The 24,323-nt window shown below is 66.2% G+C and carries 19 protein-coding genes; 14 read left to right on the top strand and 5 right to left on the bottom strand.

The features are described from left to right. The first annotated feature begins 361 nt into the window (after window positions 1-361). From dpgA to KV110_RS15750, 8 genes are all read left to right on the top strand, one after another. Window positions 362-1,492: a 3,5-dihydroxyphenylacetyl-CoA synthase DpgA gene (gene dpgA / locus KV110_RS15715; protein WP_246634566.1), complete on the top strand. Its 1,131-nt coding sequence runs from the start codon at window positions 362-364 to the stop codon at window positions 1,490-1,492. Between the two features lie 39 nt (window positions 1,493-1,531). Continuing rightward, window positions 1,532-2,233 (top strand): enoyl-CoA-hydratase DpgB, encoded by a 702-nt coding sequence (gene dpgB, locus KV110_RS15720; RefSeq protein ID WP_218476886.1) that lies wholly within the window; start codon window positions 1,532-1,534, stop codon window positions 2,231-2,233. Continuing rightward, window positions 2,230-3,543, top strand: a complete 1,314-nt coding sequence (dpgC, locus tag KV110_RS15725; protein ID WP_218476888.1) for a (3,5-dihydroxyphenyl)acetyl-CoA 1,2-dioxygenase DpgC — start codon at window positions 2,230-2,232, stop codon at window positions 3,541-3,543. Before dpgB ends, dpgC begins: the two co-directional genes overlap by 4 nt. A 62-nt stretch (window positions 3,544-3,605) precedes the next feature. After that, window positions 3,606-4,403, top strand: coding sequence for an enoyl-CoA-hydratase DpgD (dpgD, locus tag KV110_RS15730; protein WP_218476890.1), 798 nt, complete (start codon window positions 3,606-3,608; stop codon window positions 4,401-4,403). Window positions 4,404-4,410: 7 nt separating this feature from the next. Further along, window positions 4,411-6,246 carry a thiamine pyrophosphate-binding protein gene (locus tag KV110_RS15735; protein ID WP_218476891.1) on the top strand — a complete coding sequence of 612 codons (1,836 nt, stop codon included), beginning with the start codon at window positions 4,411-4,413 and terminating at the stop codon, window positions 6,244-6,246. A 22-nt stretch (window positions 6,247-6,268) separates the two neighbouring features. Then, the gene (locus KV110_RS15740) at window positions 6,269-7,315 is read left to right on the top strand and encodes a ketoacyl-ACP synthase III family protein (protein WP_218476893.1); all 1,047 of its coding nucleotides are present in this window, start codon (window positions 6,269-6,271) and stop codon (window positions 7,313-7,315) included. 17 nt (window positions 7,316-7,332) lie between these two features. Beyond that, entirely contained in the window at window positions 7,333-11,160 is a 3,828-nt protein-coding gene (locus KV110_RS15745) for a type I polyketide synthase (protein WP_218476895.1), read from the top strand. A 157-nt stretch (window positions 11,161-11,317) separates the two neighbouring features. Further along, on the top strand, window positions 11,318-12,580 hold the full coding sequence (locus KV110_RS15750) for a multidrug effflux MFS transporter (protein ID WP_218476896.1): 1,263 nt from the start codon (window positions 11,318-11,320) through the stop codon (window positions 12,578-12,580). A gap of 50 nt (window positions 12,581-12,630) precedes the next feature. Here the strand turns inward: KV110_RS15750 and KV110_RS15755 are convergent, their stop codons facing one another. Together KV110_RS15755 and KV110_RS15760 are read right to left on the bottom strand one after the other, a co-directional pair. Then, entirely contained in the window at window positions 12,631-14,100 is a 1,470-nt protein-coding gene (locus KV110_RS15755; RefSeq protein WP_246634567.1) for a sensor histidine kinase, read from the bottom strand. Beyond that, the gene (locus KV110_RS15760) at window positions 14,093-14,770 is read right to left on the bottom strand and encodes a response regulator (RefSeq protein ID WP_218476898.1); all 678 of its coding nucleotides are present in this window, start codon (window positions 14,768-14,770) and stop codon (window positions 14,093-14,095) included. The genes KV110_RS15755 and KV110_RS15760 overlap by 8 nt, the downstream gene beginning before the upstream one ends. A 118-nt stretch (window positions 14,771-14,888) precedes the next feature. Here KV110_RS15760 and KV110_RS15765 point away from each other — a divergent pair, with 118 nt between their 5' ends. The 3 genes from KV110_RS15765 to KV110_RS15775 all read left to right on the top strand — a co-directional run bounded on the left by KV110_RS15765 (window position 14,889) and on the right by KV110_RS15775 (window position 17,632). After that, entirely contained in the window at window positions 14,889-15,257 is a 369-nt protein-coding gene (locus KV110_RS15765) for a PepSY domain-containing protein (protein ID WP_218476899.1), read from the top strand. 464 nt (window positions 15,258-15,721) lie between these two features. Continuing rightward, window positions 15,722-17,107, top strand: coding sequence for a HEAT repeat domain-containing protein (locus tag KV110_RS15770; protein WP_218476900.1), 1,386 nt, complete (start codon window positions 15,722-15,724; stop codon window positions 17,105-17,107). 84 nt (window positions 17,108-17,191) lie between these two features. Continuing rightward, window positions 17,192-17,632, top strand: coding sequence for a pyridoxamine 5'-phosphate oxidase family protein (locus KV110_RS15775; protein ID WP_218476901.1), 441 nt, complete (start codon window positions 17,192-17,194; stop codon window positions 17,630-17,632). 53 nt (window positions 17,633-17,685) lie between these two features. On the opposite strand, the gene KV110_RS15780 is transcribed toward KV110_RS15775, so the two are convergent. Further along, a complete protein-coding gene (locus KV110_RS15780) occupies window positions 17,686-18,123 on the bottom strand; it encodes a MerR family transcriptional regulator (RefSeq protein ID WP_218476902.1) in 438 nt (145 codons plus the stop codon). Between the two features lie 121 nt (window positions 18,124-18,244). Between KV110_RS15780 and KV110_RS15785 the strand changes: the two genes are divergently transcribed. Beyond that, entirely contained in the window at window positions 18,245-19,555 is a 1,311-nt protein-coding gene (locus KV110_RS15785) for a flavin-containing monooxygenase (RefSeq protein WP_218476903.1), read from the top strand. A 95-nt stretch (window positions 19,556-19,650) separates the two neighbouring features. On the opposite strand, the gene KV110_RS15790 is transcribed toward KV110_RS15785, so the two are convergent. Next, a complete protein-coding gene (locus KV110_RS15790; RefSeq protein WP_218476905.1) occupies window positions 19,651-20,388 on the bottom strand; it encodes a hypothetical protein in 738 nt (245 codons plus the stop codon). Window positions 20,389-20,552: 164 nt separating this feature from the next. Next, window positions 20,553-21,527, bottom strand: a complete 975-nt coding sequence (locus KV110_RS15795) for a helix-turn-helix transcriptional regulator (RefSeq protein WP_218476906.1) — start codon at window positions 21,525-21,527, stop codon at window positions 20,553-20,555. Between the two features lie 94 nt (window positions 21,528-21,621). On the opposite strand from KV110_RS15795, the gene KV110_RS15800 reads away from it, so the two are divergent. Continuing rightward, on the top strand, window positions 21,622-22,560 hold the full coding sequence (locus KV110_RS15800; RefSeq protein WP_218476907.1) for an alpha/beta fold hydrolase: 939 nt from the start codon (window positions 21,622-21,624) through the stop codon (window positions 22,558-22,560). Window positions 22,561-22,599: 39 nt separating this feature from the next. Continuing rightward, on the top strand, window positions 22,600-23,919 hold the full coding sequence (locus tag KV110_RS15805; protein WP_218476908.1) for an MFS transporter: 1,320 nt from the start codon (window positions 22,600-22,602) through the stop codon (window positions 23,917-23,919). Window positions 23,920-24,323 lie beyond the last annotated feature (404 nt).

The raw sequence follows: 24,323 nt of genomic DNA on the forward strand, positions 1-24,323 counted from the left end.
GTCGACATCCACTCTAGTGACATTTCGGACCGGATGTGATTGTCGATCTTGTGGCCTCGAACGAGGCCTGTGTGCTGCAGTTTGCCCCCGGCACTGGGGGCTCGCGCAAACATCTGCCGCGACGTAGCTTGAAATTGGTTTCAGGTCTTCGCGTGTACCGAATATCTCGGTGCGGAGACCGACGGGGGTATCAAGCGACAACAGCCATATTGGGCGCACGTTCAGTTGTGCGCACTGCCCGACTTTGCTCTAGGGAGGGAGCAGGCATGATACGAAGACTTCGTTCTTCGGCCGATTGGACCGCGGCAAACCGTGACCGGTGCCGCGCGCGGCGCCTACCGCAATACCTCGGATTTCGCCGATGACCATCATCGAGCAAGCCGACTTCCCGAGCACGCTCGGCATGGACACCGAACCCGTTGCGGGACAAGCGACTCCGATGCTTCTCGGGGTGGCGACCGCCAACCCGCCGACCAGGTACAGCCAGCGCGAACTGGTCGAGCTGCTGGCCATCGACGACCCGAAGATCCGCGGTATCTTCCTCAACGGCGGTATCGAAAGCCGTTATCTCACATTGCCTTCCGTTGACAAAGAGGGAAACTTCAGGTCCGAGACGCAGGGTGAGTTGCTGGCGAAGCATCGTCGTTACGGCGTGGCAACCGGAGCAGCGGCAATTCGTAAGTGCCTCAGTAGAATCGGCAAAGATTTGGACGAGGTCGACTACCTCGTGGCGGTAACGACGACGGGGTTCCTCACGCCCGGATTCAGTGCGCTGTTGATCAACGAGCTCGGATTGTCGCCGGGTACCGCACGGCTGGATGTCGTCGGAATGGGATGCAACGCCGGGCTGAACGGGTTGACCGCCGCAGCCGCATGGTCGACCGCGAACCCGGGCAAGCTCGCGGTCCTGGTATGTACGGAATCATGCTCTGCCGCATACGTATACGACGGGACGATGCGCACCGCAGTGGTCAACAGCCTGTTCGGCGACGGCGCGGCCGCGATGGCGGTGAGCACCGACGGGGCGCACATTCGTCCCGCGGCGGATCCGCCGCCGCGACTGTTGGGCATGCGCAGCTACATGATCATCCATGCGATGGATGCCATGCGCTATGACTGGGACGACGAGGCCGGGAAATTCAGCTTCTACCTCGACAAAGAGGTTCCCTACGAGGTAGGCGCGCACGTGGAGACGGTTGTCGACCAACTGCTCGGCGAAGCCGGGCTGCGGCGCAAGGAGATCACCCACTGGATCGTGCACTCCGGCGGCAAGAAGGTGATCGATGCCGTGAAAATCAATCTCGGCCTGACGAATCACGATCTGCGGCACACCGTGAGCGTGATGCGTGATTACGGAAATCTGTCGAGTGGGTCGTTCCTGTTCTCGTATCAACGACTTCTTGCCGAGGGGCGGGTGGCGCGCGGAGATTACGGCGTCTTCATGACGATGGGTCCCGGCTCGCAGATCGAAACCGCACTCTTTCAGTACTGAGCAGCTATCGCGAAATCGTCCACAAATGAAAGGCAATTCGTGACTGTCAATCCGCGCGAACAGGAATTGGAAACAATTACCACCGCAGTGGCGGCGAATACCGGATTGTCGCCGGATCTCACCATGTCGGTGGCGGCAGCGGCGATGGCGGCCGAGGATGCCTCGGCCGCGCCCGGGACCTGCGTCGTCCTGCATATCGTCGGGCCACCGGCCGGTCACCGGTTCGACTGGCCCGGGCGCGTCACCGTCGGTGATGTGAACAAGTGGGAAGGCGCGTTGCGTCGGCTCGAGCAAGTGCCCGCGCCCATCGTCGCCATCGTCGACGGCGACGCGTACGGGCCCGCCGCGGAGCTGCTGCTCGTCGCCGACTACCGGATCATGCGGGCGCGCACGACCTTCTCGTTCGCGTCGTCGGACGCCGGAGTCTGGCCGGCAATGGCGGTATATCGGCTTGCGGTGCAGGTCGGTGTCGGCCGGGCACGCGAGCTGGCGGTACAGGGCGGAGCGCTGTCGGCCGAGGCGGCCAGGGCCTGCGGCGTGATCGACGCGGTGGCCGAACCCGGGACCGAAGCCGACGCGGTCGCCACCGGCCTCGCGATTTTCGAATCCTCCGTCGGATCCGAGATCGCGATTCGCCGACGCCTCGTGCTGGACGCGGCGACCACCCGGTTCGAAGATGCGCTCGGCGCGCATCTGGCCGCCTCCGATCGAACGCTGCGACGCGAGCGAACCGCCTCATGACCACCATTGCCGACCTCGGCTTCAGCACCGGTGACCTCGACCTGGACCGGGCCGAGTTACGCACGGCCGCAAGTGAACACGCCGCACTGCTGCGCGCGCTGGGCCCGGTTCGAGCCCGCGACGACAGCGCCGCGGCCCGCGCCGCCGCGGCGCATCGGGATCTTCGCCGACTGCGCCGGAAATTCCTGCGTCAGCATCTGCGCACTGTGTACCGCGCGGCAACCGACGACCTCCGGCGTGGTCTGCGACTGTCCGAGCTCGGTGCCGCCGCGGCCGAACTGTTTCCCGGTCTGCTGCCGGATCCGGCGCAGTTGGGCGCCGACGCCGAGGTGGCGCAGCCGGACAAGGAAGGCTGGGAGATCGATCAGGGAATCTTCTTCCACGCCGTGTTCGCGGACCCGGTGGCAGGCAACCATCTCCTCGACCAGATGCGCGCGCCGACCACCCGTGCCACTGACCTGCTCGCCGAGTTCCAGTCCACCGGTGCGATCACGCTGCCGGCTGTACACCTGGCGCGCAGTGGTGCCACGTCGACGATCACCATCACCAACACGGCTTGCCTCAACGCCGAGGACAACCAGCATGTCGCCGACATGGAAACCGCGGTCGACCTGGTACTGCTGGATCCCATGTCGCACGTCGGCGTCGTCCGCGGCGGTGAGATGGAGCATCCGCGTTACCGCGGCAAACGAGTCTTCAGCGCCGGAATCAACCTCGCGCACCTGCACCAGGGCAAGATCTCCTTCATCGATTTCCTGCTGCGCCGGGAGACCGGTTACATCGCGAAGATCCTGCGCGGACTCGCCCAAGATGACGCCGGGTGGCCCGTCGTCCCGGCCTGCAAGCCCTGGATAGCGGCCGTCGACTCCTTCGCAATCGGTGGCGGGGCGCAGCTGCTCATGGTCTTCGACCGGGTCATCGCCAGCACCGACAGCTATATCAGTCTGCCCGCCGCACAGGAGGGCATCATTCCGGGCGCGGCGAACCTGCGTCTGGGGCGCGCGTCGAACTTCCGGTTGTCCCGGGACGTCATCCTGTGGGGCCGCAAGCTCTGGGCGACCGACCCGGACGCCCGTTTCGTCCTCGACACGGTGGTCGAGCCGGCCGCCATGGACCACGAGATCGCCGAGGCCGCAACGAGACTCGCGTCGCCCGCGGTCGTCGCGAACAAGCACATGCTGGTCGGTGCCGAAGAGCCGCAGGATGTTTTTCGCCGCTACCTGTCGGAGTTCTCGCTGCACCAGGCCATGCGCCTGTACTCCGCCGATGTGCTGGCCAAGACCGAGCGATTCCAGTCGGCGGGCCGATGACTACGGCATCGCGTAGTGATTCGGTGCGGGACGGTGGTCGGGCGACAGCTGGGTCCACCGCAATGGAACTGCACACGGTCGACTACCGCAAGCACGGACGTATCGCCACCGTGCAGCTGAATCGACCGCACGTGCTCAACGCGATGAATCTCGCCATGCACGCCGAGCTGGCATGCGTCTGGGACGACATCGAAGCCGACGACGACATCTGGCTGGTCGTTCTGAGCGGAGCGGGGAAGAAGGCCTTCTCGGCCGGCCAGGATCTCAAGGAACTGGCCGGACGGATCGAGAACGGCTCGGCCCGTTCGTCATTCGGGAGCGCCGGAAAGCCGGGGTTCCCGCGCATCACCGAGCGGTTCTCGTTCGCCAAACCGATCATCGCGAAGGTGTCCGGGTACGCGCTCGGTGGCGGCTTCGAGCTCGCGCTGGCCTGCGACATCATCATCGCCGCCACGGACGCCCAATTCGGTCTCCCCGAGGCGACATTGGGCCTCATACCGGGCGCGGGCGGCGTCTTCCGGTTGCCCCGCCAGGCGCCGTATCGGATCGCGATGGGGCACCTGCTGACCGGGCGCACCATGTCTGCCGCGCGTGCCTTCGAACTCGGTCTGGTCAACGAGGTGGTTTCCGAGACCGAGCTCGATTCATGTGTGGAACGCTGGGCCGCGGACGTTCTCGCCTGCGCGCCGTTGTCGATTCGGGCGATCAAGGAAGCGGCCGCGGCGTCGATCGCCATGCCGCTGCCCGAGGCCTTCACCGCCGATTATCAGTGGGAGCGCACCAGGGCCGACTCCGCCGACGCCGAGGAGGGCCCACGAGCCTTTGCCGAAAAACGAGCACCGAACTGGACCGGACGATAGGAGCAGAATGAATTCACCCAAGCTCGGCCGCGATGTGGTATTCGACTACATTCATGAAGCCGGAGTCGAATATGTCTTCGGCGTGCCCGGCACGCAAGAAATCCCGTTGATCGATGCGACGACGATTCCGGAAAACGAAGTCGACTATATTCCGTGCCTGCACGAGAATATCGCCATGGGTGCTGCGATGGGGTATGCCCGTGCGTCCGGGCGGCCCGGTGTCGCGCTGGTACACGTCACGCCGGGTGCGGCCAATATCATCGGCAACCTTTTCAACGCGTACACGTCGAATATTCCGGTGCTCGTCCTGTGCGGTCAGCAACACAGTGATCTATTGCTCCAGGAGCCGCTGCTCGGCTCCGATCTGGTACGCACCGCGGGGCAATATGCGAAGTGGGCGCACGAAATCCGGTGTGCCGACGAGATACCCATCGCGATGCAGCGAGCCTTCAAGGAACTGCTCACCCCGCCGTTCCGCCCCGTCTTCATTTCCATTCCGTGGGACTACCTGCTCGAACAACCCAACTGGCAGGAGCACGGTCGCACGACTCGCATCGCGCACGCCGTCACCGGCGATCCCACCGGCATCGCCGCGGCGGTCCACACGCTCGCGGACGCGAAGAAGCCGGTCCTGCTGGTCGGCGACGGCGTCGGCGAGGCCGGTGCCTGGTCGGAAATCGAACAGCTCGCGAACCTGCTCGGTGCCGCCGTGTACTCCGAGTTCCAAGCGAGCCGGATGAACTATCCGAACGACCTTCCGCACTGGCAGGGCGAGTTGCTGCCGATCCAAGAGGGCATCCACATGCAGCTCGAGGGATTCGACACCATATTTCTCATCGGGGTGAATTCCCACGCGCAGATATCGATCTTCCACTGGAAGAATGGCCCGATCATTCCGGGGGAGCTGATCCAGGTTGCGTTGCACAACGACTCGTGGCAGATCGGCAAGAACTACTTCTCCGAGGTCGGTGTCCTCGGCGACATCAAGAAGACGCTGCCGCTGATCATCTCCGGCATCGCCGATCACGAGCACTTCGACAGGAGCTCGGCCGAATCCCGGAACAACAACATCCTGCGACTCGGCGCGCAACGCGACAGATCATTCGACTCGGAAACCGAAAAATTGCGGCGCATCGATAGTGACAAACGGCGCATCGATAGTGTGGTTCCGATCGCCGGTCATCAGGTCGCCATTGCCCTCGCCGAAGTACAGAAGACCCTGGACTATCAACTCACGGTGCTGAACGAGGCATTCTCGATCGGCAGTGTCATCCAGAAAGCACTGACCTACGATTCGCCGGATGCCTACTTCTGCACCTCGGGCGGCTCACTGGGATTCTCGATTCCGGCCTCGATCGGCATCTCGCTGGGTCTGAAGAAGCAGAAGCGTTTCGTCGTGAACATCGTCGGCGACGGCTCGGCCCTGTTCCACACCAACTCCTGGTGGACCACCAGCAAGTTCAACCTGCCGGTGCTGTACCTCGTCGTGAACGATTCCCAATACACGTCGCTGATGATCGGTCTGGGGCTGATCGAAAAGATCTACGGGTGGAAGCCGACGAATCCGCCCACGTACCTGAGCCTCGGCAGTCCCGCACAGGACTTCTCGGCGATCGCCGAGACGTTCGGTATCGGCAGCGAAGTGGTCACCGACGCGCGCAACCTGCGCGGAGCCATCGAAAACGGATTCAAGGTGATCGCGAGCGGCAAACCTTACATCCTCGATATCCGCACCGATCCCGACGCTCCCGGCAAGCCGCCGCTCATCGACGTACTGCTGGCCGAAAAGCCCGGTGTAGACCTCGATTTCATCGAAAAACTGCGCCAGATCGGCCCTCCGTGAGAGTAAACCCGAGGAGACATTGATGCGTACACCCAACACCTATATCGCCGCGCTCGGCTCGTTCCTGCCCGCGACGGTCACCGCCGAACAGGCGGTGGCGCAAGGCCTGTACCCGGCCGAAACCGCCGAGATACACGAGCTCGGCGGTGCGGCGGTGGCCGGCCCGATACCCGCACCGGAAATGGCGCTGCGGGCCGCGGAGATCGCGGTCAAGCGGTCGGGGCTGGTCGCGGAAGAATTCGATTTGCTGCTCTACGCGAGCACCTGGCTGCAAGGGCCGGAAGGCTGGCTACCGCACCCGTATCTCCAGCGGCATCTCGTCGGCCCGATACCGGCCTTGGAGATCCGGCAGGGCTGTAACGGGATGTTCTCCGCATTGTCGATGGCCGTCGAGTATCTCCGTGCGGATCCGGACCGCCACAGCGCACTGCTGGTCGCCGCGGATAATTTCGGCACGCCCCTGATGGACCGCTGGAAGATGTCGGCGTTGTTCATCGCGGGCGATGCCGCCTCGGCGGTGGTGCTCACCAAGACGGACGGGTTCGCCCAGCTGTTGTCGGTGTGCCACACCTCGATTCCCGAGGCGGAGGAAATACACCGGGCCAGCGAACCACTGTTTCCGCCGGGTGTTTCGCTCGGGAAGTCCCCCGATTTCTTCGCCCGCCTGCAAGAAATTACCGCCAAGGTGGCGGCCGCTCCCGACTCGCCACTCGGAGCGGCCATGGCCAGAGTGCGCGAGGAAATCCCGGTGGTAGTCGGCCAGGCACTCGACGAGGCCGGTATCGGCCTCGACGACATCGCTCGGGTGGCGTTCTTGAACTGCTCGCGTGAAGCCACCGAGCAGCGCTGCATGGTGCCGCTCGGGCTGCCCATGGAGAAGTCGACCTGGGACTTCGGGCGGATGGTCGGCCATTGCTCGGCCAGTGACCAAATTCTTTCCTTCGAGCACCTGGTCACCACCGGACAGCTCCGCGCGGGGCAGTACCTGCTGTTGTTCGGCTCGGCGCCCGGGGTTCTGTTGTCGGCCGCCGTCATCAAGGTGCTGCGCGACCCGGAGTGGACCGAATGATCAGGAGTGAGAACGACATGTCGCATCGACCGAACACCGACAATTTCCAGCCTGCCGAGCCCGTGGCGGTGATCGGCATCGGCTGCCGCTTCCCCGGCGATGTCGGGTCACCGGAGGACTTCTGGCGTCTGCTCGCCGCGGGCGGGGACACCTACGGTGAGATACCGGACGAGCGCTGGGCTCGGTACCGGCGGAGCACCCCGGAATTCGCGACCGCCCTGCGGCACACCGTTACCCGCGGCAGCTTCTTGTCCGACATCGGCCGATTCGACGCGGAGTTCTTCGGCATCTCGCCCCGCGAGGCCGCGCTGATGGACCCGCAGCAGCGGCTGCTGCTCGAGGTCACCTGGGAGGCTCTGGAACAGGCCGGGCTCCCGCCGCGTGACCTGGCCGGCAGCGACGCCGGGGTGTTCGTCGGTGTCTGCACCGGCGACTACGGCGCACTGATGCTGGAGGATCTGGCGAGCATCGAGGCCTGGACCGGCATCGGAGCGGCGACTTGTGCCGTGGCCAACCGCATCTCGCACTCGTTCGATCTGCGTGGTCCGAGCATGACGGTGGACACCGCGTGCTCGGCGTCGCTGGTCGCGCTGCATCTGGCCACGCAGAGTCTGCGCAACGGGGAGTGCGAGGTGGCCATCGTCGGCGGGGTCAACCTGGTCGTGACCCCGGGACAGACGCTCACGCTCGACGCTGCGGGCGCCCTCGCGCCGGACGGACGGAGCAAGGCGTTCGACGCCGCCGCCGATGGTTACGGACGCGGTGAGGGGTGCGGCGTCGTGGTGCTGCGCCGACTCGCCGACGCGCAACGCGATGGCGAGCAGGTGCTCGCGGTCGTCCGGGGCAGTTCGGTCAACCAGGACGGCCGTACCAACGGAATCATGGCGCCATCCGGCGAGGCTCAGGCGCATGTCATGGAGCGGGCTTGCGCGCATGCGGGTATCGATCCGGCCAGCGTCGATTTCGTCGAGGCACACGGCACCGGCACCCGGCTCGGTGACCCGATGGAGGCGCAGGCGCTCGCCGCGGTGTACGGATCGGGCCGCCCGGCCGGGGAGCCCTGTCTGATCGGTTCGGTCAAGTCGAACATCGGTCATCTCGAAGGGGCCGCCGGAGTGGCGAGCGTCATCAAGACGGTGCTGGCCTTGCACCGGGCCGAGATTCCGCGTTCCCCGCTGGTGACCGAGCTCAACCCGGAAATCCCTTGGGACAGAGGGGAAATCCGGCTGGTCACCGAGCACACGCCGTGGCCGGCGCGCAGTGGTCCGCGCCGGGCCGGGGTATCCGGCTTCGGTTACGGCGGCACCGTTGCGCATGTGGTGCTGGAGCAAGCACCCGAATCGGCCGACGTGCCCGCCGCCGAGCCCGATGGCGAGATCGACCGGCTGTTCCCGATTTCCGCGGCTTCCGATGCCGCCCTGCGGGCATACGCCGATCGGCTCGCGGACTGGCTGACCGACAGCGCGGGCCACGTGCCACTCGCGTCGGTCGGGCACACGCTGGCCATGCGCCGGTCGCGCCTCGCTCGGAACGCGGCCATCGTGGCCGGTGACGAGCACGAGCTGGTCGCGCGGTTGCGCGAGCTGGCGGCCGACCGACCGGATCCTGGCGTGGCAACCGGTGTCGCCGCGACACCAGGCAATGGCCTGGTGTGGGTCTTTTCCGGGCACGGCTCGCAGTGGCGTGGCATGGGCCGAGACCTGTTGGCCGTGCCGGAGTTCGCGGCCGTAGTCGACGCGATCGAGCCGATCTTTGCCGAGGAGATCGGGTTCTCGCCGCGGCAGGTGCTGATCGACGACGAAGTCGAGGGCGTGGACCGGATCCAGACGATGATCTTCGTGATGCAGGTCGGCCTGGCCGAACTGTGGCGGTCCCACGGCGTGACGCCCGCTGCCATCATCGGCCACTCGGTCGGCGAGATCGCCGCCGCGGTCGCCAGCGGAGCGCTGTCTCTCACCGACGGAGCCCGGCTGATCTGCCGTCGGTCGAGTCTGCTGCGGCGGGTGGCGGGCCAGGGTGCCATGGTGATGGCGACGATGCCGTTGGACGAAGCGGCCGAACGGCTTTCCGGCCGAACAGATCTGGTCGCGGCGATCGCGTCCTCGCCGCTGCAGTGTGTGATTTCCGGAGACCCCGAGGCGATCGAGGAGGTGCTCGAACGCTGGCCCGCCGAGGGCATCGGGGTCCGCCGGGTCGCGTCCGATGTCGCGTTCCACAGCCCGCATATGGACCCGCTGCTCACCGAGCTGGCCGCGGCCGGCGCCGCGCTGACCTATCGGCCGCATTCCGTTCGGATGTACTCGACGGCCCTGCCCGACGCCCGATCCGAAGCGGCGACGGACGGACACTACTGGGTTGCGAACCTGCGCAATCCGGTTCGGCTGGCCGGAGCGGTCGAGGCCGCGCTGGCGGATGGTTTCCGCGACTTCCTGGAGATCTCGCCGCACCCGGTCGTGGCGCATTCGATCCGCGAGACAGTTGGCGAAAGTGATGTCGAGGACGTGTTCGTCGGCACGACGCTGCGCCGTGACTTGCCTGAGCAGCGGACCTTCCTTGCCGCTCTCGGCGCCGTGCACTGTCGTGGAATTCCGGTGGACTGGACCAGATTGCAGCCATCCGGCGACCTGGTCGGCCTGCCCGGATATGCCTGGCAGGGGCGCAGGCTGTGGCATGCGCCCTCGCTGAGCGGGCGGGTGCCGGGCCCAGGCCACGATGTCGACTCGCACAATTTGCTCGGCACGCCGACCAGCATCGCGGGCAGCGAGCTACGGGTCTGGCGCTCGGTGCTGGAGGACGACAACCGTCCATACCCCGGCAGCCACGCGCTCAACGGTGCCGAAATCGTCCCCGCCGCAGTGCTTGTCGAGACCTTCCGGCAGGCAGGTAGCCCGAGCGGCGAACCGGTCGAACTCATCGCCGTCGAGATGCGGCACCCGCTGCTCACCGACGGCAGGCGGGAGATCCAGGTCGTCGGTGACCCGAATCGGCGGGAACTGCGGATCGCCTCGCGAACGCCAGGAGAGGATTTCGAGGACGACCCCTCGTGGCTGATCCATGCACAGGCAGCGATGGTGCCGGACGCCGCGCGGACGCCACTGCCCACGAGTCTGGGTGACCCTGCGGCGCAACGACTCCTGGGGGTCGATCCGCGGCTGGTCCGCCAGCGGCTGGCCGCTGTCGGAGTGCCGGAAACCGGGTTCGACTGGACGGTCGAGGAACTGCAGTATGGGATCGACGTGGTGCGGGCGCGGGTGACCTTGGCGCCTACGGGTGCAGCCACCTGGGCGCCGCTGCTCGACGCCGTAATGTCCATCGCACCTGCGGTTTTCGCCGGTGATCCGGTCTTGCGCATGGTCGTGCGGATCGACAATGTGACAATCGCGGGCACACCGCCTGCCCAGGCGCTCATCGAAGTCGCGTTGAACAAGGATCGCGTCGACGTCGTCGACGGGCTTGTCGCCGACGCCGACGGAACGGTGGTGGCTCGGGTGACCGGCATGGCGTACCCGGTCATCGACCGTCCGGTCGAGGACGATCCGGCGTCCGGCGTTGCCGCCGGGCCCGGGCTGTCGCTCACCGGTCTGACCCCGGAGCGGTTGCGCGAGTTGGTCTCAGCGGAAGTGACCGGCACGATCGCGGCCGAAATGCGGTTGCCCGCAGCGAGCGACCTGCATCCTCGCCGACCGCTGCTGGAACAGGGCCTCGACTCGGTCATGACCGTGACGATCCGCAAGAAGCTGGAAAAACGGTTCGGCCACAAGCTGCAGGCCACCGTTTTCTGGCAGCAGCCGACCGTTGTCGCGATCGCCGATCACCTGACGGAGATGCTGACGGTCCAGGCGTAGGAGTTGCCCGTGCCCGTCCCACGGGTGTCAGAACATCCGCGGGACGGGCACGGCACCCTGTCCGAGGCAGTCACGTACCCGGTGAGTCGATCACCGCCGAGCGTGGTGTGGGGTCGGCGGATAGTCCGGATTCGTTGTCGTACAAGGGAGTTGACCGATGGCGTCTTCGCCGGTGACGATTGATGCGGCCACTACCTCGCGGCCGTCGATCGCTTTTCTGATCATGCTCGGCGGGCTGGCCGCGATCGGCCCGTTCGCGATCGACATCTATCTGCCCGCGTTGCCGGCCATGACGGCCGATCTGCACACGAGCGCCAGCGGTGTCCAAGCCACGCTCACCGCGTCCATCGCGGGAATGGCACTCGGACAGCTGATTCTGGGTCCGCTCTCGGACTCCTATGGCCGACGCACTCCATTACTGATCTGTCTCACCGTCTATACGATCACCTCGGTCGTGTGCATGGTCGCCCCCAATCTGCCGGTCCTCATTGCGCTTCGAGCGTTGCAGGCTATCGCGGCCGCCGGCGGGATCGTCATCGGTCGCGCGGCTGTTCGCGACATTGCCGCCGGACCGGCCATGGCGCGCATCTTGTCGATGCTCTTGCTGGTGATCGGCATTTCGCCGGCCCTTGCCCCGATTGTCGGCGCCGAACTGCTGCCATTTACGCACTGGCGCGGCCTATTTGGAGTGATCGCCTGCCTCGGTTTCGTTCTGCTGTGCGCATGCCTGCGGTGGCTTCCCGAAACCTTGCCTCGAGAGCGTCGCCGGTCCGGCAGCATCGCCGGCAGTCTCAGGCAGTACCGTCGCCTGCTGACCGATCTCGACTTCATCGGCTATGCCGTCACCGCTGGTTTCACCTTCGCGGCGATGTTCGCATACATCTCCGGTAGCGCTTTCGCGCTCGAGCAGGGGTACCAGCTCAGCCCACGGCTGTTCGGCGTGGTGTTGGGCGTCAATGCACTGGGAATGCTGCTGGCCGGACAAATCAGCGTGCGCCTGACGCACCATGTGCAACTTCGGCCGCTGCTCACGACCGCCACGCTGATCGGTCTCGCCGGGGCGATGGTGAGCACCCTTACCGTGCTGGCCGACTTCGGACTCCCGCTGCTGCTCATCGGACTGTTCCTGCTCATCTCCAGCGTCGGCGCGATCCTGCCGAACAGCATGGCCCTGGCCATGACGCGCTACCCCGAGGTCGCCGGCAGCGCCGCGGCGCTCATGGGGGCAGGCCAATTCGTCATCGGCGGAATCCTCGCCCCCGTCACCGGAATCGGTGCGCACAGCCATCCCGGGCTCGCCATGACGCTCACCATCCTCATCTGTATGACCGTCGCAACCGCCAGCGTCATCGTGGTCACCAGGGCCACACCGCACGCCGATCGCACCGCACCATCCACCGCAGCTGCGCCGATCCGCTGAGCCCGCGAGTCGCGTTTGCGCCCAAGACCGTGCCGAGAACTTGGACAGCGTCACGAAAGGCGTTCGGGGGCAATGGTGGTCGGGTCGGTTGTCGGTAGGGTGACGGTGAATCGGGCGCCGCCGTGCGGGCCGTCACCGAGGTGGATGTCGCCACTGTGGCGGTCGACGACGTCGCGGACAATGGCAAGGCCTAATCCGGCGCCGCCTTTGTCGCGGCTGCGGGCGTCGTCGAGGCGGACGAACCGCTGGAAGATTCGGTCCCTGTCCTTGGGAGGCACGCCGGGGCCGTCGTCGGTGACCTCGAGGACGACCTTGTCAGCGGAGTTGCGTGCCACTGCGACCAGCACGGTGGTGGTTGCGTGACGTTGTGCGTTGTCGACGAGGTTGGTCACCACTCGGCCCAGTTGGGTCCGGCTACCCAGGACGAGGACAGGTTCGTCGGGAATGTCGGTCGCGATCGGGTGCGGGTCCGCAGGGCGGTGAGTCAGTGCGTCTCGGACGACGGTGGCGAGGTCGACCGGGTTCCTGCGGGGTTGTTCACCGGCGTCGATGCGGGCCAGCAACAGCAGATCGGCGGCGAGATGTTCGAGCCGTACGGTGTCGTCGATCAGCCCGTCCAGTTCTAGTAGCCGGGGGTGTGCCTGGGCGACCTCTAGCTGGGTGCGCAGGCTGGCGATGGGGCTGCGCAGTTCGTGCGCGGCGTCGGCGATGAAGCGGCGCTGGCGTTCCGCGGCGGCTTCCAAGGCGGCGAGGGTGCTGTTGGTGGTCTGGGCGAGGCGGGCGATTTCGTCGCGCGAGGCGGGTTCGGGGACCCGGCGAGACAGGTCGCCGCCCATGATCTCGGCAAGTTCGGTCCGGATGGCCTCCACCGGCCGTAGGGCGCGGCGGGTCACCAGCCAGGTCACCGCCGCCGCCACGGCGAGCAGCGGCACCAGGCCGATCAGCATCGCGTTGCGGACCCCGGCGACGGCTTTGTCGGCGGTAGCCAAAGAGGTACCGGAGTAGATCGTGACGGGCTGCCCGCTCGGGGTGGTGGTGACCATTCCGGCCACCCGGAAGACGCGGTCGTCATCATCGGCCGCTGGGAGCCTGATGTCGCGGAATGTGACGGTGGTCGGCGGCAGGCCGGGCATCGGATTGTCGTCGGAGTCGTCGTCATCGTCATCCCCGTGCGGCGCGGAACGCGTTGGCACCGGGGCGAAATCGGCCATAGGCGGGCGACCGCGCAGCTCTTCTTCCGCCGCCAACACCGACCCGGCGGCTGAAACCACTTGTACCGGTTGGTGATCGGCGTCAGGGAGCTTAAGATTCGCGAAGTCGGTGCCGACCGCCAGCTGCGCGGCCACGTCATGCGCGGTCATCTCCGCTTGCAGGTTCGCACTGTCGAGCAGGTTGTGCCGCAGCACCGCCAGCACGACCATCCCGGCTGCTACGAGAGCCGCCGCGACCACGGCCGTGGCCGCCACGGTGGTGCGTGCCCGCACCGAACTCCACCACCAATGCCACTGCCGGTCAGCCACTGTCGGCCACCAGGCGGTACCCGGCGCCGCGCACGGTGAGGATCGACCGCCGCCGGAATGGGGCATCGATCTTGCGGCGCAGCGCGCTGATGTAGACCTCGACGATATTCGGGTCGCCAGCGTAGGCGAAATCCCAGACATGTTCCAAGATATCGGCTTTCGACACGACTTCCCCGGCGCGTACGGCCAGATGTTCCAGAACCGCGAATTCCTTCGCGGTGAGCGTCACTTCCTGACCACCCCGCCGACAGGTATGCGTATTCGGGTCCACAGTCAGGTCGCCAACCTGTAACAGCGGGGAGCCGCTGCGGGTGCGGCGGCGCAGGAGGGCGCGAATGCGGGCGAGCAGCACCACGTAGGAGAACGGCTTGCTGAGGTAATCGTCGGCGCCGGTGTCGAGCCCCTCGGCTTCGTCGTATTCACCGTCCTTGGCGGTCAGCATCAGCACAGGTGTGTCGTCACCCGCGGCCCGCAACGACCCGCACACCCGGTAGCCGTTGAGGCCCGGCAGCATGATGTCGAGGACGATCAGGTCGTAGTCGCCGGTGCTGGCGCAGTGCAGACCGTCGATGCCGTCATGGACCACATCCACCGCGAAACCCTCGGCTGCCAACCCCTTGGCCAGGGTGTCGGCCAGCCGCTTCTCGTCCTCCACGATCAGCAGACGCATTCTCTCAGCTTGTCAGACGCTTCCTGAAGCCGATTTCAGGTGTCTTCAGGAAGGCTTCAGCTCCGCCTTGGCACGGTGGAGCCGTACTCGAAGCATCACTGACGCAGGAGGATTCACCATGACATTCACCATCCGTCGCCACCGCGCCGCTCTGCTCGCCGTCGGGACCGCCGCCGCTGCCGTTCTCGCGGTCGGCGGCATCGCGCTCGCCACCGCATCCCCCGGAGACGCGGGCCACACCGCCGCGTCCCAGGTGCTCGGCCACGACTGGAAGCTCGTTGCGGGCCAGACGATCAGCAGGGAGCAGGCCATCGACGCGGCGCGGCAGGCCGTCCCCGGAGCCACCGTGGAGGACACCGACCTCGACGATGACCGCGGCACCACCGTGTGGGAGGTCGACGTGCGCGACGCCCAGGGTGTCGAGTCCGAGGTCCACGTCGACGCGAACAGCGGCAAGGTGCTGTCCGTCGAGCCCGACGACGACTGACCGCCGCTCGGCCGACCGATGCCGCAACGGCCTGTACTCGATGTCGTTGCGGCATCGGCGGCTCGCGATGAAAGCGCGGTGACGTTGTGCGGCCCCGGCTACCCGTTGGTCGGGCAGGGCGAGGAAACGGGCTTGCCGCCATCATCGGCCAGATATCGCAGGTGCTCGCACAAGCTGCCGGCGAGGGGTCCATCGTGGTTCCCACTGGGAATGACGAGGTCCTCGACGGTTGTTCCTTGTCGCGGATTTGGCCAACGATCCACTCGGCGTCGGCGGTTACCTCAAAGCGGCGCAAGATCTTTACCGGTACTACGGCGATATCGATGCGCTGCGCGAGAACTACCGGCCGATGGCGCGCGCAGTGTCCATCTCTCGGCCCGGGAATGTCAGTGGTACCCAATACGATCGAGCGAATCGACTGCCGGATCTTCCGGCAGGGCGGAGTGTGGCGTCAGGAGTAGACGGTGGCTGTGGAGTCGATCGGGGCGGATGTCGAGGCTGCGCTCGAAGTGCTTGGCGACGGTACGCCAGGTGCCGAATGGGCTTGGGCCGAGACAGTATTGCGGCAGGCCGGTCCGGCGGCGTGGCCCGGTTTGGCCGAAGCGGTTGTGTACGGTGACGACGAGAGCGCTCAACGCGCTGGCGTGTTGCTCGGATTCGCACATGTCACCGATGAAATCCGTATTCGAGTGTCATACCTGCTGGACGAGGACCCACGCGAGCGCCGGGAAAGCGTGTCCGTGCTCGGCTGGCGCGGCAGCGCGATGGCACCGTTCGCGCGTGTGCTGGCTACGAGGTTGGACGATCCGGAACCGAGTGTGGTGGCCGAGGCCGTGGGCGCCTTCGCGGGGATCGGTCGGGTAACGGTGCCGGTCCTGCGGGAAGTCCGGCGTTCGAGGCTGAGCTCGCGGCGTGCGGCATTGGCAGCGCTCGCTGAAATCGGTTGGGACACAATCGATCCGTGGGACATGCGGGTACTGACTCGTCTGACCACCGCCAAGTCCCGGACCGAGATCCCGCAACCGTTCTACCCCGACGCCGAGTGGTACGCACTGCGCACCACCGATCGCGACGCGGTCTTGCGCGCGTTCGATCTCTCGGATCCGGTTCCGGTCACGATGCGCGCCGGATTCGAACGCTGGTCCGCGCGGCGGACGACCCCGCCCGGACCTTGGCTCCTCGAGAGGTCCGCCGATCACCGTCAGTGCGGCCAGATGTTCGTCTCACCGGTCCTCGACGGTTGGACACTGGTCTTCGGTAAACCGAAAGACATGTACCACGACGACACTGCCGAGGAGGACTACGAGCACGACGCCCAGCAACGCCTGTGTGTGGATTTGAGCCGTCAATTCGGCACGGTCTACTGGTACGTGCAGATCGTCAACGGAGGCTGCGGTGACTGGATGGGCTGGTGTGCGGCCGAAAATGGCACGTTGACTCGCTACTACCATCACGATTTCTCCGAAGGTGCTGTCGACATCGGCGACCCCCTGACGGCCGAGGCAGGTCTGCGAGACCCCGATGGTGCCGGACTGCTAGGGATGATGAACAGTCATCTCCCACGCGAGAAAATGCTGTCGCTGCTCGGCACACAGCCCGACTACGACGATCGAGACCTCGATGACACGGCCTATGCTGCGGCGCAGCAGATCTGGTCCGGCCGGGTACAAGCTGCGCTCGCGGACGTCGGTGTAGATGTGCTGCCGACCCGTAGCGCCGCCCTCATCGCGAAACGTACTACCGTCGGACTCGACGAACTCGGACCCGGCACCTCGGTCGCGGGTCATGGCGTCCTGGCCCTGACCGAGTGCGGAAGACAGTGGGGACACCGGGGCGCATTCCCGCTGTAATCGAAGTGGCTGGGTCGGCAGCTGGGCGAAACCGATCTGGAATACCTGACAAGAGCTGTCGGAGGGCGCTGGCATCCTGTTTCCATGGCGACATGGCAGCAGTTCGCGAGCGAGGCACCCGAATTGGCCGCACAGGTGAGGTCTCGGTTCGAAGCCCACAAGACCCATGTGCTGGCCACGCTGCGCCGGGACGGCGCCCCGCGCGTGAGTGGATCGGAGGTCGAGTTCATCGGGCCAGACCTGATGTTCGGTTCCATGCCTGCCGCCATGAAGGCAGCCGACCTGCGGCGTGACGGGCGGTGCGCTATCCACGCCCACCCCGGTGACGGTGACGCCAAGGTCATGGGTGTCGCAGTCGAGATCACCGGACCAGCGAAGGCAGCCTTCGGATCGCCACCGGGTGTCCACGACTTCCGGCTCGACCTCACCGATGCGGTTCTCACCTCCGTCGACACGGCCGCAGAGTTGCTTGTTATCCAGCACTGGCGTCCCGGTAGCGGTGTGACGGTCACCCGGCGACGCTGAGCAGTCAGCTGTGCCTGCGGCCGAGTTCGCCTGAGTGAGATTAGATCTTTCAGCTAGTACGGGACGGAAGTCGCCCGGGTGTCGGTCATCGCGCGCAGGTACGGGCATTCTTCGGCGGGGTTGGCATCCGGGCAGGTCAGCAAGTGCTCCAGATGCGCTTTCGCCGTCGCCAACCGTTGTTGCTGTTGGTCGATCTCATCGAGCCGTCCGAGCACCGCTTGCCGCCATTCGTGATTGCGTGCGGAGACGACCACAGCGATCTCATCGAGCTTCATCAGCCCGGTTTCGCGCCACATCTGGATCAGGCCGATCCGGTGCAATTCGTCGCGACCGTAGAGGCGCCAGCGCGACCGGCGCTGCGCCGGACGGAGCAGCCCGCGTTGCTCCCAGTAACGCAGTGCCGACTCAGCGAGGCCGAATCGCCTTGCGGCCGTGCCGATCCCGACCAGGCCATCGCCCGGCCGTCCGTCTGACGCTGGGGTGTCGCTCATCTCATCCGCCGTTCCTGTCGTCGTAGGTCTTGATCTCGAGCCGACTTCAAATGTTTTGGTAAGGCAAGCCTAATGAGGAACGCGGACGGCGACCGTCGTTCACAACAGAGAGGTTGATCTGGTGAACATCGAATATTCCGAAACCGTCATCGTCGGGGGAGGCCAACAGGGGTGCGGGGTGGCCGCCTCCCTGCGGGAAATCGGCCATGCCGCGGTGATCGTGGAGCGGGCCGAGGTCGGACATGCTTGGGCGCATGAACGTTGGGACAGCTTGCTGGTCGGCAGTGGGAACCGAACGGTTCAGCTGCCGGGTTGGGAGTATGACGGCACCGACCCCGACGGCACCATGTCGGGCCGCGAGTTGGCCAGGCACCTGCGTCGCTACGCGGAGGAACGACAGCTTCGGGTGTTGCAGCACACCGAGGTGCGAGCGGTCGAGTGTCCACCGGAGGCGTCGGATCTCGATGACGTCAGGTTTCGAACGTATCTGTCGACCGGCGCCGTCTTCGAGTCTCGCAACCTGGTAGCAGCAGTGGGCGGTTACGCGAAGCCGCGGCTCCCTGCCTCTGCGTCCGATATCGACCCGGCCATCATGCAGGTGCATTCGCGCGATTACCGCAATCCCGCAGCGCTGCCGGATGGTGCCGTCCTCGTGGTCGGCGCGGGCATCAGTGGACAACAAATCGCGGACGAACTCGCGGATGCCGGACGTAGCGTATTCCTGTCGGTCGGTCGCCACCGGGTCTTTCCGCGCCGCTATCGTGGTCGAGGCATCCAGGAATGGATGTACATCTTTTCCCTGTACGACGATTTCGTGACGGCGGCGGCCGGACATTTCGAGAGCGGCGACCCCACCAAGCTGCCGGGTCTGCCGGTGACTGCCGTGACGAACCGAGGTGCGGACCTCAACCTTGGCACCCTCGCCGAAAAGGGCGTAATCCTTGTCGGTTCCGTGCGCGCGGCGCACAGCAGCATCCTCTCGGTTGACGACAATGTCGTCGCCGTCGCGGAAGATTCTGCTCGCTCGCTCCGCGCGATACTGCACAAGATCGATTCCGGAATTCGCCAGCGAGGGTTTGTGGCGCCGGAGCAAAACCCGCCCCTCGACGTGAACATGGCGCACATCGCCAATTTCGGAAACAAGCTCGACCTGGCGCACCGTGGCATCACGGCAATTATCTGGTGTACAGGATTCGGACCGGACTACCGCTTCCTGCCGAAGCAGGCGCTCGACGATCACGGGGTGCCCGTACAGCAGAAAGCCATGCTCGGCGCGCTGCCCGGGCTCTACTACGCCGGACTCCCGTACGGGAACTCACTTCACCTATCGGGTATCCCGGCAACTGTCGAGTGCGGACGCTTCATCGCAAGCCAAATTCACATCGACTCCGTCATGCGATCCGGTTCGCCGGACCCCGTCTTCCTGCTATAAGGGCCTCCATCAGGCGAACGGTTCCGCAGCCGTCGGGGCTGTGGGCGATCTTGGGATGTGTTGTGGCAGTGGCCATCCGACTGTCGTTGGTGGGGTCAGGTGGTGAGCGTATGGCGAACCCATACGTTCGGTTCGACGTAGACGGCTTGGTTCTGCGCCACGTCGCAATGCACGGGAGCTAGTGCGTGCGGGACCACGACGGGGCCGGAGGTGTCGAACGGCAGACCCGTCCAGTCGCGCCATTCGGCAAGGGTGCCGGGGATGACCATCGAGCGCGGTGCGATCCGGTCGATCCGCCCACCCGCGCGCACGTGCACGCGTAGCCAGGGATCGACCGGCAGCCCGTCCGCACGCACTTGGAGGGCGTACTCGGACATCGGCTGGCCGGGATCCTGCTTACCGTTCGGCCGCACCGGTGCGAACAACTCGCGAAATCCCAACCGGGACACGTTCTCTCGCATTGCGGCCAGGACGCGACCGGACAAACCCTTGCCTTGGTGATCCGGGCGGATCGCGATCTCGATCGCCGAGACCGCGTTCGGCGTGCGGCCGTCGAGCCGGGTGTTCAGGGCGCGGCGCAGGACACCGTCCCAGCCGTCATCGAACAGCTCGTCCTCGGTCATCTGGAACGGGGCGGCGAATGCCTGCGCGATGAGCTCGCCCGACCCGTTCGAGACGAGGAGGACGTACTCCGGAAAGAAGTCGGTGACCTGGCCATAGAAGAGGTTGCCGATCGGGTCGTGCCGCATGATCTCGGGCCACGGGCTCGGCATCTCCCAGAGCTTGCCGACAGCATCGGGACGCTGCGCAAGCGTCGAAATCTCGAGTTCCACACCAAGCCTCTCACTCTGCGGAAAACATCGAGTCTTGCACTACTGCTGCCCGGTTGTCCGCTGATTAAAAGCGGGCTGCCACGTGCTCCCAACACCGAATCCTGAGCCAACATTTCGGCATCACCACACCCCCATGACGACGATCTCGAGCGGATCCAGCAAACCTATCCGTAATAGCGGCGCGCCATGGCCGCCACGGTGTTGGTGATGTGGTCGCGAAGTTCCGCGGGGGTGAGAATTTCGGCCTCGGCACCGAGTTTGAGGAGTTCGGGCAGCGTGTGCTCGGGGGATTCGATGGGGATGGTGACCTGGATCCATCCGTCGGAGCCAGGTTCGCTCGCGGTCAGCCGGGCAGCGCTGACCAGGGCTGGTTCGAGCAGCTGTGGCAGGCGAGCGAAGACATTGGGGGAGAGGCGGAGGGTCGCCTGGCCCCGGTGTCGGCGGGCGTCGAAGTGTTCCAGGTAAGCCTGCCAATGACCGACGAGGTCGAAATCCGGTGCACGGTCGAATTTTTCCGCGTCGACCTCGAGGTCGAGGATGCGGGAGACCCGGTAAGTGCGCATCTGGTCGGCACTGCGGGCGACGAGGTACCAGTGCCCCGCCTTGAGGACCAGGCCATACGGCTGCACGGTCCTGGTCACTTCTCGGGGTTCGGCCCAGCGCTCGTAACGCATCCGCACGGTGTGCTGGTCCCACACCGCGTCCGCGACGGCCGTCAGGTGGGCGGTTTGATCGCCGTTGTGGTACCACGCCGGGGCGTCGAGGTGAAACCGTTCAGCGATCCGTCCGGCACGGTCGCGCAGTTCGCGGGGCAACGCGGCCATGAGTTTGAGCTGGGCGGCGGTCACCACGGCCCCGAGGCCGAGGTCGGCGGCTGCGGTGGGCAGCCCGGCCAGGAACAGTGTCTCCGCTTCGCCGGTGGTCAACCCGGTCAGCCGGGTGCGGTAGCCGTCGAGGAGTTGGTATCCGCCGTCGTGCCCTGGCTCACCGTAGAGCGGGATACCGGCGGCGCTGAGTGATTCCATGTCGCGGTACACCGTGCGGATCGACACTTCGAGGGTGTCCGCGAGTTCCTGTGCGGTCATCCGCCCGCGGCTTTGCAGCAGCAACAGGGTGGAGACCAGACGGCTTGCGCGCATGCCGCGAGTCTGCCGCACTCCACTGACAGGAGATGTCAGGAGAGCCCGTCTAGGTTCCCTTCGTTTGATCAACTCGAAGGGAAGAAGGACAACGATGATTCCTGGTGACGAGACCTTCGGTGGCACGTGGCCGTACCCGGCCCGATACACCGAGGCCGCCGGTTTCCGGCAGCACTACGTCGACGAGGGGCCGCGCGACCGTGGACACGCGGTCGTGCTGGTGCATGGCGAGCCGACCTGGGGCTACCTGTGGCGGCACCTGATCGGCCCGCTATCGCGCACGTACCGGGTGGTGGTGCCCGACCACATGGGCTTCGGCAAGAGCGCCACGCCCGCCGATCGTAGCTATCTCGCCGACGAGCACATCCACAATCTGGAAACGCTCTTGGTGGACGTGCTGGACTTGGACCGGATCACCCTGGTGTTGCATGACTGGGGTGGCCCGATCGGTGTCGGGTTCGCGCTGCGTCACCCCGAGCGGATCGCGCGGATCGTGGCCACCAATACCGTGCTCCCGCTCGGTCTTTCGGGCTACGACGAGCTGATGGCGGCCAACCTGGCCGACAGCGCGTGGTTCCAGTGGGCCTGCGCCGCGCACGCCGAGGGCAGTCTGGAAGAGGTGCTCGGCAACGCCGGTCACACCGTCGCGCACCTGATGCTCGCGTTGCAAGGCATCACTCGCCCGGAGATCATTACCCCGACCTGGATAAGAGCGTATGCCGACCACTTCACCAGCCGCGGTGAATGTCTCGGGGTGATCCGGTTCCCACAGCAACTCGTCGCCCCCGACCCGGACGCACCGGCATCCGTGGCGGCGGACCCGAGCGCAGTCGCCGCGCTTCGGGCCAAACCCGCGATGCTGGTCGAAGGGATGTGCGACACCGCGCTGCTGCCCCGTTACGTCATCCCCGCGTTCCGAGCGGCCTTCCCGGACGCGCCGGTCATCGAACTCCCCGGCGCCGGTCACTTCCCGCAAGAGGATGCCCCCGACACGCTCCTTGCGTTGATCGACTTGTTTCTGAAGACCACCTGACATCAGCTCCCCACCTTCCCCTTCGGAGACTTTTGCATCGTGTCCACCCACGCCCGGCTGTTGTTGCTGGCGCTCGGCATGTTCGCCCTGGGTATCGACGGCTACGTCATCGCCGGGCTACTCCCACAGATCGGTCGCGACCTGGCGGTAACCGACAGCGCCGCCGGCCAGCTGATTACCGTGTTCGCCCTCGTCTACGCCCTTTGCGCCCCGCTGCTCGGCATCCTGACCGCCCGGCAGCCACCCCGGCTCGTCCTGATCCTCAGCCTTGCGCTGTTCGCCGCGGCGAACGTCGGTACCAGCCTTGCCGATTCGTTCCCGGTGCTACTCGCGGCCCGGGTGGCGGCCGCCCTGGCCGCCGCGGCGTTCACCCCGGTCGCCGCGGCGACGGCCACGGCACTGGTTCCCGAAGGGCGGCGCGGCCGGGCGCTGGCGACCGTCGCCAGTGGCATCACAGTCGCTACCGCGGTCGGGGTCCCGCTGGGAACCCTGATCGGCGGCGCCTTCGGGTGGCGGACCACGTTCGGAATCGTCGCCGTACTCGGCGCGGTGGCCGCAGCCGGACTCCTCCTGCTACTGCCTCCCGTGCCGGCGCCGCCCGCCGCCGGAATAGGCACACGCCTCGCGGTGGCCCGCGCCAGCGGCGTACCGGGCGCACTCGGGCTCACCATGCTGTGGATCGCCGGAGCGTTCACCGTGCTGACCTTCCTCAGCCCGATCCTCGACACGGTGGGCGGCATACGCGGTGCGGCACTTAGCATTTGGCTGCTGATTTTCGGCCTCGCGGCCGTGGCGGGCAACGCGCTCGGCGGCCGAGCCGCCGACCGCTATCCCACGACCCGGCTGGTCGTGGTCAGCACCGCGGGATTGACCCTCGCACTCGCGGCCTTCGGCGCACTCGCCTCATCCGGTGCGCACGGCAGCGCAGGCGCCGCGATCGCTGCCGTCGCGCTCGCGGTCTGGGGCATCTTCGGCTGGTCCTTTTCCCCCGCACAGCAACATCGTCTCGTCGAACTCGCCCCCAACGCCGCCGGAATCGTACTCTCGCTCAACGCCAGTGCCATCTACGCCGGCATCTCCCTGGGCAGTCTCCTCGGCTCCCTCGCTCTCGAGCACGCCGGCGCTGCCGGGGTCGGCTGGACCGCCACCCTCATCGAACTACTCGCCGTCACCACCGCGATCGTCCTTGCCCGACATCACCGTCCGCACCCGAAGGCATCCGCTTCGGCGCGGCCACTGGCACCGGATGCGAGCACGCCATTTCCTCATCCAGCGGCGCGCTATCGCGGGGAAGGCGTGTCCTGCGCCGGTGCGCGGCCAGGGGACTGTCGGGGTTCAGCGGATCTGGGTGGCTTGTGATCGCACCACCTGCCACTGGCTGTCGAAGGGGTCGGTCGGGGGACGCTGTGCTCGTCGGTGGCCTCCGGGTTGCGGGTGTCGGTGTCGAGAGCCGAAGCGAACAGGGCATACTCACGCGGCGGGACGCACACAGTGCGGTGCGGGAGATGACCGAGCGTCATCGACCATCGCTCCACTGGAGTCACCACTACGCACCCGCCAGCGGCGTTGGCGTCCAACCATGACCGCATATCGCGCGCGTCAACACTGGGCAGATATTGCACTGCCTTCGCCCACCCGAACCCGGCGACATTGCTCGAATCGTTGAGCACGGCAACAACCACCGCGCATCCCGGTACGGAGTCCAGATCGATCAACACGACACACCCCTGCCATCAGCCGTCCAGCACCGCGACCGGCAAACG

The sequence above is a fragment of the Nocardia iowensis genome, assembly GCF_019222765.1.
GTDB classification, from domain to species: domain Bacteria; phylum Actinomycetota; class Actinomycetes; order Mycobacteriales; family Mycobacteriaceae; genus Nocardia; species Nocardia iowensis.

Bases quoted from the DNA above. Each gene is read 5' to 3' on its own strand.
- KV110_RS15745 (WP_218476895.1), top strand. From the start codon at position 7,333: ATGTCGCATCGACCGAACACCGACAATTTCCAGCCTGCCGAGCCCGTG.
- KV110_RS15780 (WP_218476902.1), bottom strand. From the start codon at position 18,123: ATGAGCGACACCCCAGCGTCAGACGGACGGCCGGGCGATGGCCTGGTC.
- KV110_RS15795 (WP_218476906.1), bottom strand. From the start codon at position 21,527: ATGCGCGCAAGCCGTCTGGTCTCCACCCTGTTGCTGCTGCAAAGCCGC.
- dpgD (WP_218476890.1), top strand. From the start codon at position 3,606: ATGGAACTGCACACGGTCGACTACCGCAAGCACGGACGTATCGCCACC.
- KV110_RS15765 (WP_218476899.1), top strand. From the start codon at position 14,889: ATGACATTCACCATCCGTCGCCACCGCGCCGCTCTGCTCGCCGTCGGG.
- dpgA (WP_246634566.1), top strand. From the start codon at position 362: ATGACCATCATCGAGCAAGCCGACTTCCCGAGCACGCTCGGCATGGAC.
- KV110_RS15800 (WP_218476907.1), top strand. From the start codon at position 21,622: ATGATTCCTGGTGACGAGACCTTCGGTGGCACGTGGCCGTACCCGGCC.
- dpgC (WP_218476888.1), top strand. From the start codon at position 2,230: ATGACCACCATTGCCGACCTCGGCTTCAGCACCGGTGACCTCGACCTG.
- KV110_RS15750 (WP_218476896.1), top strand. From the start codon at position 11,318: ATGGCGTCTTCGCCGGTGACGATTGATGCGGCCACTACCTCGCGGCCG.
- KV110_RS15760 (WP_218476898.1), bottom strand. From the start codon at position 14,770: ATGCGTCTGCTGATCGTGGAGGACGAGAAGCGGCTGGCCGACACCCTG.
- KV110_RS15775 (WP_218476901.1), top strand. From the start codon at position 17,192: ATGGCGACATGGCAGCAGTTCGCGAGCGAGGCACCCGAATTGGCCGCA.
- KV110_RS15735 (WP_218476891.1), top strand. From the start codon at position 4,411: ATGAATTCACCCAAGCTCGGCCGCGATGTGGTATTCGACTACATTCAT.
- KV110_RS15740 (WP_218476893.1), top strand. From the start codon at position 6,269: ATGCGTACACCCAACACCTATATCGCCGCGCTCGGCTCGTTCCTGCCC.